Annotated in this window: 12 protein-coding genes; 5 read left to right on the top strand and 7 right to left on the bottom strand. The window is 42.6% G+C overall.

Going from position 1 to position 13,966, the window contains the following annotated elements; all coding sequences use genetic code 11:
• Positions 1-61 precede the first annotated feature (61 nt).
• From DW152_RS00400 to DW152_RS00380, 5 genes are all read right to left on the bottom strand, one after another.
• Positions 62-403 (bottom strand): hypothetical protein, encoded by a 342-nt coding sequence (locus DW152_RS00400; protein ID WP_118287729.1) that lies wholly within the window; start codon positions 401-403, stop codon positions 62-64.
• A 155-nt stretch (positions 404-558) separates the two neighbouring features.
• Positions 559-2,511: a fructose-1,6-bisphosphatase gene (locus tag DW152_RS00395; RefSeq protein ID WP_118287728.1), complete on the bottom strand. Its 1,953-nt coding sequence runs from the start codon at positions 2,509-2,511 to the stop codon at positions 559-561.
• A gap of 15 nt (positions 2,512-2,526) precedes the next feature.
• Positions 2,527-3,285, bottom strand: a complete 759-nt coding sequence (gene dapB / locus DW152_RS00390; RefSeq protein WP_021859561.1) for a 4-hydroxy-tetrahydrodipicolinate reductase — start codon at positions 3,283-3,285, stop codon at positions 2,527-2,529.
• 109 nt (positions 3,286-3,394) lie between these two features.
• On the bottom strand, positions 3,395-4,285 hold the full coding sequence (gene dapA, locus DW152_RS00385; RefSeq protein WP_021859560.1) for a 4-hydroxy-tetrahydrodipicolinate synthase: 891 nt from the start codon (positions 4,283-4,285) through the stop codon (positions 3,395-3,397).
• A gap of 115 nt (positions 4,286-4,400) precedes the next feature.
• Complete coding sequence (locus DW152_RS00380) at positions 4,401-5,030, bottom strand: single-stranded DNA-binding protein (RefSeq protein ID WP_118287727.1); 630 nt, start codon at positions 5,028-5,030, stop codon at positions 4,401-4,403.
• Between the two features lie 175 nt (positions 5,031-5,205).
• On the opposite strand from DW152_RS00380, the gene typA reads away from it, so the two are divergent.
• From typA to hpf, 4 genes are all read left to right on the top strand, one after another.
• Positions 5,206-7,032, top strand: a complete 1,827-nt coding sequence (gene typA, locus DW152_RS00375; RefSeq protein ID WP_021859558.1) for a translational GTPase TypA — start codon at positions 5,206-5,208, stop codon at positions 7,030-7,032.
• Positions 7,029-7,916 carry a phosphatase PAP2 family protein gene (locus DW152_RS00370; protein WP_021859557.1) on the top strand — a complete coding sequence of 296 codons (888 nt, stop codon included), beginning with the start codon at positions 7,029-7,031 and terminating at the stop codon, positions 7,914-7,916. The genes typA and DW152_RS00370 overlap by 4 nt, the downstream gene beginning before the upstream one ends.
• A gap of 12 nt (positions 7,917-7,928) precedes the next feature.
• Entirely contained in the window at positions 7,929-8,543 is a 615-nt protein-coding gene (locus tag DW152_RS00365) for a phosphate-starvation-inducible PsiE family protein (protein ID WP_021859556.1), read from the top strand.
• A 101-nt stretch (positions 8,544-8,644) separates the two neighbouring features.
• Positions 8,645-9,178, top strand: a complete 534-nt coding sequence (hpf, locus tag DW152_RS00360) for a ribosome hibernation-promoting factor, HPF/YfiA family (protein WP_021859555.1) — start codon at positions 8,645-8,647, stop codon at positions 9,176-9,178.
• 187 nt (positions 9,179-9,365) lie between these two features.
• On the opposite strand, the gene DW152_RS00355 is transcribed toward hpf, so the two are convergent.
• Positions 9,366-10,019 (bottom strand): YigZ family protein, encoded by a 654-nt coding sequence (locus tag DW152_RS00355; protein ID WP_117538105.1) that lies wholly within the window; start codon positions 10,017-10,019, stop codon positions 9,366-9,368.
• 212 nt (positions 10,020-10,231) lie between these two features.
• Between DW152_RS00355 and DW152_RS00350 the strand changes: the two genes are divergently transcribed.
• Positions 10,232-12,919, top strand: a complete 2,688-nt coding sequence (locus DW152_RS00350) for a transglycosylase domain-containing protein (RefSeq protein ID WP_118287726.1) — start codon at positions 10,232-10,234, stop codon at positions 12,917-12,919.
• Between the two features lie 110 nt (positions 12,920-13,029).
• On the opposite strand, the gene DW152_RS00345 is transcribed toward DW152_RS00350, so the two are convergent.
• A complete protein-coding gene (locus DW152_RS00345) occupies positions 13,030-13,965 on the bottom strand; it encodes an ROK family glucokinase (RefSeq protein ID WP_118287725.1) in 936 nt (311 codons plus the stop codon).
• Between the last annotated feature and the right edge of the window lies 1 nt (position 13,966).

The raw sequence follows: 13,966 nt of genomic DNA, 5'->3' as shown, positions 1-13,966 counted from the left end.
TCATTGCATTATTATAGCACACCGCCTTTTCAAAAAAAAGAAAAGGCGGTGCGCTGTCTCATTATTTCTTATCTTTTTTTGTTGTTTTGTCTGTCTTCTGATCCGTTGTCTTTTTGTCTGTTGCTTTATCTGTCTTCTGATCTGCATTGTTATCTGTGCCGTCAAAGCCATCTTCTACATCATCTTTGATGTCTTCAGCTCCGTCTTCAATATCATCACCAATCTCATCTGCGACTCCATCATCATTTTCCGTATCGTCTGCTGTTCCATTTGTCGCATCATTTGTACGATCACCATTGTAGTCTGTAGCCTTATTATCTGCATTGTCATTTCCACAGCCTGTCAGTGCACCCATCACGCAGACACACAACACTACCAGCATACATCTTCTCAACTGTCTCATATTTTCATTCTCCCTTTCGTTCCTGTATATTTATCTATTTATCAAGTAATACTTGTTATCATGTAATATTTACATTTTTGCAGATTCTATACTTTCACGATTCTGGGATTATTTTACATCTATGTCACAGTTTTACAATCAGCATTGTTTTCACATTACATACGCTCTGTAATCTCACCGCTTCTGTATGCCTGAAGAAGCATTTTCAGATCTTCAATCTGTTCTTTTAACTCCTGACCTATATCCGTATCTCCTACCAGCTTTCTCTCCAGCACACGTTTTACAACAACGCTGTCTGAATGGATGTCGCTTTCTTTTTCAATCGCTGCTTCTGTTGATTCAAACGGTTCATGCGCCGCAAGAATCAGTCCGTAAGAATTATAGATCAGCGTATATCCTGCAATGCCGGTCTGTTTCTGATAGGCTCTGGAAAATCCGCCATCGATCACAAGCACTTTTCCGTTACATTTGATCGGGCTTTCTCCCGTAATCGCTTTCACCGGCACATGCCCGTTAATGATATGTGCACTCTCTTCGGTCAGTCCAAATTCTTTCAGAATCATATTGATTACTTTTTCATTTTCAAGCAAATTATAATATGGGTTTTTCTTTTCTTTATGCGTCTCTTTTTCAGCAAGGAAATAACGTTCAAATGTTGCCATTTTATCTTTTCCAAACAATGGGGAATTTTCACTCAACCAGATATACCACATCATGTCCTTTCCCCGCTCTTTTTCCTTCTTATTTAATGCATAAAATCCTTTTCGCGCATAGCTTTCCAGCACTTCATACAGACTCTTTCCTTTGTAGGATCTGCCGTACAGCCGTACACTTTTCAATGTTCCGTCCTCTTTAAGCGGAACACAGCCATGATAGAGCAGATTTCCATTATAGACTTTGTAGAGTCCACCCTTGTTCAACAGAAAGCGCATATGATCCTGCAGTTTCTCACAGTTTAGAAATGCACTTTCAAGCCGCGACATGATCTCTTCCTCGTCTTTGCTGAGCGCATATGGATGTTTCGGATCGATTGTCGGAAAATTTATATCCAGCATCTCATATTCTTTTCCATCCAGAGTTATAACACCACGTTCATAATCGATCTTGTCTAACAGATTTCGATCCTCCAGATGAAATCCCGGATTCTTTTTGATAATCTGTCCTTCCACTTTAAATTGAATAACCGACATTGCTTTGTGCATCCGCATCTCAAGCTGTTTTTCATTAATGTCTCTATTCTGCTCTCCTTTTAATTTGAAACATTCACACGGATCATCCTTATATACCCGAAGTGCAAATGTCGCAAGCGGAAGCAGGTTGATCCCATATCCATCCTCCAGAATATCCAGATTGCCATATCTTGCGCAGATACGGATCACATTTGCGATACAGCCACGCTGCCCGGCAGCTGCCCCCATCCACAGTACATCATGATTCCCCCACTGAATGTCTACGGAATGATAATTCTTTAATTTGTCCATGATGATGTGTGGTCCCGGACCTCTGTCATATATATCTCCTACAATATGCAGGTGATCCACCGTCAGTCTCTGGATCAGCTCACTAAGCGCCACAATAAAAGGTTCTGCTCTGCCAATTCCGATGATCGTGCTTACAATGGAGTTATAATACGACTCTTTGTCCGAAACTTCCGGACGTACCGTGATCAGCTCCTCGATCACATAAGCAAATTCTTTCGGCAGTGCCTTTCGCACTTTTGATCTTGTGTATTTGCTTGCTGCGCATTTACACACTTCAATTAACCGGTACAATGTAATCTTGTACCAGTCCTCCATACTCTCTTCGGTCTGTCTGATCCGATCCATCTTTTCTTTTGGATAATAAATAAGAGTAGCCAGAGATTGTTTGTCTCTGCTACTCAAAGTATTTCCAAATACATCATCAATTTTACGGCGCACAGAACCTGAGCCGTTCTTCAGCACATGTGAAAACGCCTCATATTCTCCGTGAATATCCGTCAGGAAATGTTCGGTTCCTTTCGGAAGATTCAAAATTGCCTGAAGATTAATAATCTCCGTTGATGCCTTAGCGATGGTCGGGTACAGCTCAGAAAGTCTCTCCAGATAACGTTCTTTTAATTCTTTCATAAACTCCTCCCATAATTAAAACTGAATGACATCCGACATGTCATACAGCCCTGCCGGTTTACCTGCCAGAAATTTGGCAGCTTCCACGGCACCTTTTCCAAAGATTGTCTTGGAATATGCTGTATGCTTAAATTCTATTACTTCATCAGTTCCGGCAAACAGTACTTCATGTTCCCCTACAATCGTACCGCCACGGACTGCTGAAATCCCAATCTCTTTTGTATCACGTTTCTTACGCTCCTGGCTTCTGTCATATACATAATGATATGCTTCATCCATTGCTTCATTCATAGAATCCGCAAGCGCAATTGCTGTTCCGCTCGGTGCGTCCAGCTTCTGGTTGTGATGCTTTTCAACAATCTCCATATCATATCCTGCCGGTGCAAGAACTTTGGTTGCTTCTTTTAATAATTTCATCAGAAGATTGATACCAAGAGACATATTTGCAGATTTTAAAACTGCTGTTTTCTTTGCTGCTTCTGGAATCTTTGCAAGTTGTTCTTCTGAAAGACCTGTCGTACAGAGAACAACCGGCATTTTTTTCTCTTCGCAGTATGTAAGCAGAGCATCTGCTGCTGCCGCGTTAGAAAAATCAATGATCACATCTGCTTCCACGTCGCATTTTTCCAGGCTTTCAAAAACCGGATAATCATTGGCGATTCCTGTATATTTATCAATTCCTGCAACAAGCTCGATTCCTTCGTCGGCTTTAATAAGCCCCGTAATTACCTGTCCCATATGTCCATTGCATCCATGCATGATTGCTCGTACCATTTTATTTCCTCCTGTATGTTCCCACGATTGTCATAGAAAAAGGATATCACAACTGGTGCCAGTAAGCAACCAATGATATCCTTTTCACATATTCTGCACAATATGTATCTTATGCTAATTGAATTCCGAAATCTTTCATTGCTTTTGCCAGCGCCTGTTCATGCTCTTTAGAGATCTCTGTAAGCGGCATGCGAAGCGGTCCACACTCAACTCCCATAAGCTGCATTGCTTTCTTAACCGGAATCGGGTTCACTTCACAGAACAGTTGCTCAATAAGAGGCAGTGCTTTCAGCTGAAGTGCTGCACTCCCTTTTACATCTCCGTTAAAGAACTTCTCGCAAATATCATGTGTTTCCTGCGGCGCAACATTAGACAGCACAGAAATAACACCTTTGGCTCCCAGTGACAACATCGGCACGATCTGGTCATCATTACCGGAATATAAATCAATATTTCCATCTGTCAGAGCCATGATCTTCGCAACCTGTGAAATATTGCCAGACGCTTCTTTTACAGCTACGATATTATCTACATTCTTAACAAGCTCTGCAACCGTTGCCGGTTCAATATTGCATCCGGTTCTGCTTGCAACGCTGTACATGATAATCGGAGCTTTTGCTTCTTTGGCTACTGCTGTATAGTGACCGATCAGTCCTGCCTGTGTTGCCTTATTATAATAAGGTGTTACCAGTAACAGACCATCTGCACCATAATCTGCCGCCTCTTTTGACATGTCGATGGCTGTTCTTGTGCAATTAGAACCAGTTCCGGCAATTACCGGGATTCTGCCTTTCACACGGTCAATAGCAAATTTCACACACTGCATATGCTCTTCTTCCGTCATTGTAGCAGATTCTCCGGTCGTTCCGCAGATAATGATCGCATCCGTACCGTGTGTACAATGATAATCAAGCAATTCATCAAGTTTATTATAATTAATGGTTTCGTCGCTGTTAAATGGTGTAACGATGGCTACACCTGCACCTGTAAAAATAGACATACATATCCTCCTGACTGCATTTCGTTATTAACAGAATTTTATCACCATTCAAATATGATGTCAATGAAACTCTTTCCCCCTTTACAGGTATTTTGTCATTTTCTCTCATTTTCCATCAAATTCCCACACACTCCAGTTTGCTTACCGAAACTTCATATGCTATGCGTTTCTGAGTTTCTGTCTCTGAAAGTTTCTTTACATATTCCCGGCTCTGGATTCTTCCAAGGATCTGCACATGCTCTCCCACTTCAAAAGCAGAGGCAAATCTTGCATTTCTTCCCCAGCAGATACACGGTATGTAATCTGATTTTCCATATGGACGGTTCACCGCAAGCAGAAGATCTGCAATTTCTCTTCCGAGCGGAGTTTTACGGTATACCGGCAGTTTACAGATATAGCCGTCCAGCAAGATATTGTTTGTCCGCGCTCCATCCGGCTCTTCTTCAATAAATGTAACTTCTCTGGCGAACACGGACAGTACAAGTCTGTTTTTCTGTTCCTCATGGCGGTTGTAAGAGCGGAACTGTCCACAGATCATCAGATATTCTCCTTCATAATCCTGGCTCACATCGACCAGTCGTTCCGATACCATTACCGGTATCCGGTCCTTGGAATTGCTCAGACGCTTCACATCAACATCTACCATATAAAAGCCCTCACCGAACACTTCGTGGCTGAATGTAAAGCCTGATACAACTTCTCCCATAATTGTTACCTGATTGTTTTCAATAACCTTATCTGACATAATTTTACATTCTCCTTCCTCTGAATCGTATTTTGAGTCATACCATAATCTATGAAAGTCGGAATGCTTTTAGAACTAAATACTTGTAAATTCTATAAAATATGATAAACTAATAAAGTTGTACAATGAAAAATGGAAAATTATATGTTAATAGGAAGAGAAAAGGAAGGTTCGTATGAAGACAAAACGCGAAGATGTACGTAATATAGCAATCATTGCCCATGTCGATCACGGTAAAACGACATTGGTTGACGAATTATTGAAGCAAAGCGGTGTATTCCGTGAAAATCAGGAAGTGGAAGAACGTGTTATGGATTCCAACGATATTGAACGTGAGCGTGGAATCACAATCCTTTCCAAAAACACAGCAGTCTATTATAAAAATACAAAGATCAACATTATCGACACACCGGGGCATGCTGATTTTGGTGGCGAGGTAGAACGTGTTTTAAAAATGGTAAACGGTGTTGTCCTCGTTGTAGATGCATTTGAAGGTGCTATGCCACAGACCAAATTCGTTCTAAGAAAGGCACTGGAACTGGAACTTCCGGTTATCGTATGTATCAATAAGATCGACCGTCCGGAAGCAAGACCGGATGAAGTTATCGACGAAGTTCTTGAACTGTTCATGGATCTGGATGCTTCTGATGAACAATTAGACTGTCCGTTCGTTTACGCTTCTGCAAAAGCAGGTGTTGCAGTTCTGGATCTCTCTGATGAAGAGAAAGATATGAAGCCTCTTTTTGAGACAATCTTAGAGTATATTCCGGCTCCGGAAGGTGATCCGGAAGCTCCGACGCAGGTACTGATCAGTACAATCGATTACAATGAATATGTCGGAAGAATCGGTGTCGGCAAAGTTGATAACGGTACAATCCGTGTAAATCAAGATATGGTTCTTGTAAACCATCATGATCCTGACAAACAGGAAAAAGTAAAAATCAGCAAACTTTATGAATTTGACGGTCTGAACAAAGTAGAAGTAAAAGAAGCTACGATTGGATCTATCGTTGCAATCTCAGGTATTTCTGATATTTCCATCGGTGATACACTCTGTTCTCCGGAAGCTCCGAACGCAATTCCGTTCCAGAAGATTTCAGAGCCAACGATTTCCATGAACTTCATCGTTAACGACAGTCCGTTTGCCGGACAGGAGGGAAAATACGTTACTTCCCGTCACTTACGTGATCGTCTGTTCCGCGAGCTGAACACAGATGTCAGCCTTCGTGTAGAAGATACCGAGAACATGGACAGCTTCAAAGTATCCGGACGTGGCGAACTTCATTTATCCGTTCTAATTGAGAACATGCGCCGTGAAGGTTATGAATTTGCAGTTAGCAAAGCAGAAGTTCTTTATAAGAAAGACGAAAAAGGTAAATTATTAGAGCCTATGGAGGCAGCTTATATCGATGTGCCGGATGAATTTACCGGAACTGTCATCGACAAATTAAGCCAGCGTAAAGGTGAGCTGCAGAACATGGGTGCAACCGGTGGCGGATATACCCGTCTGGAATTCCGTATTCCGGCACGTGGTCTGATCGGATACCGTGGAGAATTCTTAACAGATACAAAAGGAAATGGTATCATCAATACTGCATTTGACGGCTATGCTCCGTACAAGGGAGACATCACTTACCGTAAGCAGGGCTCTCTGATCGCATTTGAGACAGGCGAATCTGTAACTTACGGACTGTTCAGTGCCCAGGAACGCGGTGTGCTGTTCATCGGTGCCGGCGAAAAAGTATATTCCGGTATGGTTATCGGAGAAAATGCAAAAACAGACGATATCGAAGTCAATGTATGTAAGACCAAACATCTTACCAATACCCGTTCCTCCAGTGCAGACGAAGCACTTCGCCTGACACCTCCGAAAGTATTAAGTCTGGAGCAGGCACTGGACTTCATCGACACAGACGAATTACTGGAAGTAACTCCGAAAAACTTAAGAATCCGTAAAAAGATTCTGGATCCAAAGATGAGAAAAAGAGGGAATCGATCATGATCTTTTTGTGGCAATTAGAAAATATTCGAACACCGTTTTTCAACGAAATCATGCAATTTGTCACTTATTTTGGTCAGGAACTATTAATCATAGCGGTTATCTGCGCACTGTACTGGTGCGCGGATAAGCGCTTTGCTTATTATCTGGGCTTTACTTATTTCACAGCAGGATTCTGCGTGCAGGCGTTAAAGATCACTTTCCGGATTCCAAGACCGTGGATTCTGGATCCAGAATTTAAAGCTGTAAAAAGTGCAATTCCTGCCGCCACCGGATATTCCTTCCCAAGCGGACATACTCAAGGGGCTACATGTCTCTTCTTCCCGTTAGCTCTCCGTGCCAAAAAAGCATGGGCAAAAATACTGTTTATACTCGCATTTTTATGTGTTGGTTTTTCCAGAATGTATCTCGGATGTCACACACCAAAGGATGTTTTCGTATCTATGGGTCTGTCCATTATCATTGCATCCGTTTTCTGGCATTTCCGTTCAAAACTTGAAAATGTTACTACTTGCACCGCACAGATTTCTGTCCTGCTCGGTATACTCGCATTCGCTCTCGCCGGCTATGCATGGTATTTATATCATGGACAGATGATTGCTTTGAAATACGCAATGGACTGCTTCAAAGCTGCCGGAGCCGGATTGGGTTTTGCCCTTGGCTGGTATCTTGAACGCACACATCTGGACTTTCAGCCGGATAGCTGCTCCGGAAAGGGTCAGATTTTGAAATTTATCATTGGTATACTACTGACACTTTGCGTAAAACTCATCATCTCTTTTATTTTCGGCTCTTCTATCTTGGCAAAATCCGCCGAATATTTTATACTGCTGTTATGGATCATTTATTTTTATCCTTATCTGTTTACCAAATACAGCAAACACTAAGAGGAGAATTTTATGCGAACAATCATTGCCAATTTTTTAAAACGACTGACCGAAATTCTGGAACTTTTCATTGCTTTGATGCTGGCTGCCGGTATTATTTTATTATGCGTGCGGATCGCCACATCACTTGCCAATGTTCCGGATCTGAATACGTGGCCAAACTATGACGATCTGCTGGAAACCTGTTTTAATCTGATCATCGGAGTGGAGCTTATCCGCATGGTTTATTATCATACACCGGCGACTGTATTTGAAGTTCTGATCTTTGCGATTGCAAGACAGATCATCATCGATCACTCTTCCAGCTATTCTAGCCTGATCGGCGTATGTGCGATTGCTGTTTTATTTGCAACAAGGAAATATCTGTTCTGTGAATTTGATATTCCAAACGAAACTATTTTGCGCGCAACGACGAAAGTAAAACTTGCTAATAAACTTCTGGGTATCTCGCTTCCTTACGAAGAAGATACTGCCACACTTCGAGATATTCTGGAAGAAAGCCTGAAAAAAGGAGAAACCGATATCGGTGTCGGTGCCTGCGCCTACTATTCAAACTGCGGACTTCGTGTTGCAAAAATGCATAATGGAAAAATTTCCAGAATTGAAGTAATTCATGCTATACAATAGTCAACAAACATGTTATACTAAATATATCAGATATATTTCTTTCTGTGTAGAAATTGTCAGATTTTATATATCTGAAAAATGTCAAAAAGGAGTTGAGCATCATGAAGTTTATCATTATCGGAAAAAACATCGATGTAACACCAGGCTTAAAACAAGCTGTAGAAAGTAAGTTAGGAAAATTAGAAAGGTACTTCACTCCAGAGACGGAAATTCACGTAACCTTAAGCGTACAGAAAGAACATCAAAAAATTGAAGTTACAATCCCTGTAAAAGGTACAATTATCCGTTCCGAACAAGTCAGCAGTGACATGTATGTATCCATCGATCTTGTCGAAGAGGTTATTGAACGCCAGCTTCGCAAATATAAGAACAAACTTGTTGCCAGACAGCAGGAAGGCGGCAACTTTAAACAGGAATTTTTCGATACCGCAGAGAATACAGATGAAGACGAGATCAAGATCGTCCGCACAAAGAAATTCGGCATCAAACCAATGTATCCGGAAGATGCATGCATCCAGATGGAACTGCTCGGACACGATTTCTACGTATTCTGCAACGCAGAGACCGAAGAAGTCAACGTAGTCTACAAACGCAAAAACGGCTCTTTCGGATTGATAGAACCAGAGTTTTCATAAAGCTACGAGCAAGACATAAGAATAAGGGAAGCGGGTGGTAATGTTCACATTACCACCCGCTTCCCTTATTCTTATGTATGGCGACAGCCATGACCGAGGAAACACCGCAGGTGGTTTCGAGGTTCTTGCTCGTTGCTTTCACTACTTCTATGCATGGCGACAGCCATGACCGAGGAAACTTTTCCCACTACTCAAGCACCTGCTCTTTTCCGTCAACTTCCGCAAAGAAACATGCCTCTCCCACTTCCATCTTTGCCTGCCCGGAAGTTCCTTCTGTAATCTCCGCCTGCACCGGCGCCAGCTGCTCATCGGACAGTAGCACTTCCAGCACAACCTGATCCGTATACTGCGTATCCAGAATCTGAATTCCGTTCTCTCCTAATATGTACTGGATTTTACCAAGTCCGGTATAATCCGTTGTAATCTGAAGTTTAGATCCTGAAATTCTGGTTACAATCTGGGAAGAAGCCAGTCCTGCCTGCACCGAAGACGAATATGCCCGTACCAGTCCTCCTGTTCCAAGAAGTGTTCCTCCGAAATATCTTGTAACAACTACTACAACCTGATGAAGTCCCGCACCAGTCAGCACATCCAGCATCGGCTTACCGGCTGTACCATTCGGCTCCCCATCATCACTGCACCGCATCAGTTCCTGCTGCTCTCCAACAATATAGGCAAAACAATTGTGTCTGGCATTCCAGTATTTTTTCTTTGTGGCTTCGATAAAAGCAAGCGCTTCCTCTTCTGTCTTCACCGGACTTACAGTTGCAATAAAACGGGATTTCTTTTCTACAATTTCGGCTTCACCGCCGGTATATACAATTTTATATTCTAATGCCATTATTTTTGTTCCTTTCTTTCCTGCACGAGCTGATAATACTTTCCTTTTACATCAGGCAGTCACTCATGATAAAACAACCCGAAAAATACACTTACTTATTATAATACCGAATTTCTTAAGATTTTCCTACCAAAATATGAAGTTTTCATTTTTTTCTTTATTTCAAAGACTATCTTTGCTATAATGACGTGGTATGAAGGAGGCAAAAACTCATGAATTATGGTAAAAGAAAGGCTGCCAGGCAGCAGAAACGAATAACATCCAAATCTGCCATGCAAGGGAAACGCGTCGGCGTCCGCCTGTTCAAAGCTTTGCTACTCTGTATTGTGCTGGTCGGAGTGATTGGTATCATCGGCGGCGGATTATTTGTAAAACGTATCATAAACAATGCGCCTGAGGTATCCCCTTCCGATGTCAAACCGCAGGGATTTACAACTTTTGTTTATGCAGATGACGGTAAAACGGAAACACACCGTTTTGTAGCTTCCGGTTCAAACCGTGTTTACAAAACAATTGATGATATTCCGGATAATCTGGCTCACGCATTTGTTGCAATTGAGGATGAACGTTTTTACAAACATAATGGTATCGACTTACAGGGTATCGCCCGTGCAGCAGTTTCCACACTGACCGGTTCCGAACAAGGTGCCAGTACACTGACACAGCAGCTCATCAAGAATAATGTTTTCCCGAACTTTGTAGACGAGAAGACATTTGCAGACAAATTAGAGCGTAAGTTCCAGGAGCAGTATCTTGCTTTACAGATTGAGAAGCAGATGAGCAAGAATGAGATTCTGGAAAGTTATATGAATACGATCAACCTTGGACAGAACTGTCTTGGTGTACAGTCCGCATCCATGCGTTATTTTGGAAAAGATGTGTCCAAGCTTACATTATCTGAATGTGCGGTTATTGCCGGGATCACTCAGAATCCATCCGGCTACAATCCGGTAACACATCCGGATGCCAATGCCAAGAGACGAGACAACGTTCTGAAAAACATGCTTGAACAGGGTTATATTTCAAAAAAAGAATATAACAAGGCAAAGAAAGACAAAGTTTATGCACGTATTCAGAAAGCCAACAAGAAAAACAGTGATAATAATAACGCTGCCAGCTATTTTGTAGATGCACTTTCTGACCAGGTTATCCACGATCTGAAAGAACAGCTCGGATACACAGATGCACAGGCATACAATGCTCTCTACAGTGGCGGCTTAAGCATCTATTCTACCCAAAACAAAAAGATGCAGAAGATCTGTGATGAAGAGATGAACAAAGACTCTAACTATCCTGGACTTAAGGAATACGGTCTGGATTATGCTCTTACCGTAACCCGTGCTGACGGTTCTGTTAAGAATTACAGCTCTGGCCATGTAAAAAAATACGTCCAGAAGAAATACGGCAAATCACAGGGGCTTTTATACTCCAGCAAAGAAGAAGCCAAGCGTATGGTAAAAGAATGGAAGAAGACCATCGCCAAAAAAGGAGACAAATATAACGAAGTAATGAACATTACTCCACAGCCTCAGGCCTCCGTTACTCTGATGGATCAGAGCAACGGCGAGATCAAAGCTATGGTAGGCGGACGTGGTGCCAAAGGTTCCAGCCTCAGTCTGAACCGTGCTTACAAGGGTGCAAAACGTCAGCCTGGATCTACATTCAAGGTTCTGGCAGCTTATGCACCTGCAATTGATGCATGTGGCAAGACACTTTCTTCTACCGTTGTTGATGAGCCTTACAGTTATAAAAATGGCAAAAGCGTGCGAAATGCCAGCCGTTCTTACAAAGGAACTGTTACTTATCGTACTGCTATCGCCAATTCCATCAATGTCTGTGCAGTCAAGGTCAGTGATGAGATCACACAACAGCTGGGGTATGAATACTGTAAAGACAAATTTGGAATCAGTACACTTGTTAAGAACAAAGAAATCAACGGAAAAATTTTCAGTGATGTTAACCAGACACTTGCACTTGGTGGTATCACAGAAGGTGTTTACAACTATCAGCTCTGCGCTGCATATGCTTCCATTGCTAACGGCGGTGAATATAACACACCTACCCTTTACACGAAAATCGTAGATCATGATGGGAATGTTCTGTTAGAGAATCCGGGTTCATCCCACAGAGCAGTCAAAGAAAGCACTGCTTCTCTTCTTACAAGCGCATTACAAAGTGTTGTTAAAGAAGGTACAGGACGTTCCTGCCAATTAGACAATATGGCAACTGCCGGTAAAACCGGTACAACAACTTCCAACAAGGACTTATGGTTCTGTGGCTTCACTCCTTATTACACCTGTGCAGTATGGGGTGGATATGATGACAACAAGGAATGCGGCTATGACACAAGCTTTCGTTTCCGTCTCTGGAAAGGAATTATGAGCCGTATCCATGAGAATCTTGAATCAAAAGATTTTGATACAAACGCAGGACTGGAAAAAGTATCTGTCTGTAGCATTACTGGTAAGCTTCCGCGTTCTGGATGTCCGACCGAGACAGAATACTTCACGGAAGACACCGTACCTACAGAGACCTGTCCGGGACATTCCAGCTACGACAGTGGATCCAATTATAACAATGATAATAACAGCAATAACGGTAACACCGGTGATACGAACAATGGTAATACCGGCAACAACTCTGGCGGTAATACTGGCGGTAACTCTGGCGGCAACTCCGGTGGCAACACTGGTGGCAACTCTGGCGGTAACTCTGGTGGCAACTCTGGCGGTAACTCTGGTGGCAACTCTGGCGGTAACTCTGGTGGCAACTCTGGCGGTAATACCGGTGGCAACACTGGTGGCAATACTGGCGGTAACTCCGGTGGTGATACTGGTGGTAACTCCGGTGACAACACTGGTGGCGGCACTGGTGGCGGCACCGGCGGACATGGTAATTAATCATCAATAAATGAATAGTAAAAAAGCATTGGGTTTGTAGAACCGAATGCTTTTTCATTTGCTCAGCTATTTTTTTATTTTATAATCTCTGCAATTTTAATTCTGCAATTTTAGTCAAGGATTAGTTTTGCAGCTCCGCATATTCCTGCATCATTTCCTAATTCTGCAAGTTTAAACTGTACATCCTGATTTGCAAAGAATGCATTTGCTCTGTAGTTCTTGACAATATAGTCAAGAAGGATCTCTCCTGCCTTTGATACACCTCCACCAATTACGATTACTGCCGGATCAACAACAACTGCAATGTTAGCAAGTGCATGTCCAAGATATTTTCCAAATTCTTCTACAATCTCTTCTGCAATTTCATCCTGTGCCTTTAATGCATCAAATACTGCTTTTGCATCTACATGTTCCTGACTGCGTAACAGGCTGGACTTTGCATCCTTTGCGAGACGCAGTGCTGCAAGTCTTGCAATACCTGTAGCGGAAGCATACTGCTCCAGGCATCCTTTTTTTCCACAGCCACAGGTTTCTGTCTCTGTTTCATTCACACAGATATGACCGATCTCCCCACCGGCACCATTCGTACCAACCAGAGGATGTCCTTCCAGGATTACGCCACCGCCTACACCTGTTCCCAGCGTAACCATGACGATATTCTTCTCACCTTTTCCAGCCCCAAGCCACATCTCGCCAAGGGCTGCTACATTGGCATCATTTCCCAGTCTGACTTTCAGACCGGTCAGCTCTTCCATTTCTTTTTTAACTTCCTTATAACCCCATCCGAGATTCGCTGTATTCTGTACAATACCCACTTCCGTCACCGGAGCCGGAACACCGATTCCTACTCCTTCGATCTGATCCTTTGCAATCTTCTTTTTCTCACAAAGTTCCTCTATAGAAGCGGCAACATCCGGAAGGATCGCAGCGCCTTCGTTTTCTGTGTGGGATGGAATCTCCCATTTTTCCAGAAGTACACCATCGATCTGGAACAATCCCATCTTCACAGTTGTTCCGCCAATATCTACACCAAAACAATATTTCATG

The organism is Dorea sp. AM13-35 (assembly GCF_003473885.1).
GTDB classification, from domain to species: domain Bacteria; phylum Bacillota; class Clostridia; order Lachnospirales; family Lachnospiraceae; genus Dorea_D; species Dorea_D hominis.
The sequence above is the reverse complement of the archived record's forward strand: the minus strand, read 5'-3'. Positions and strand labels throughout refer to the sequence as shown.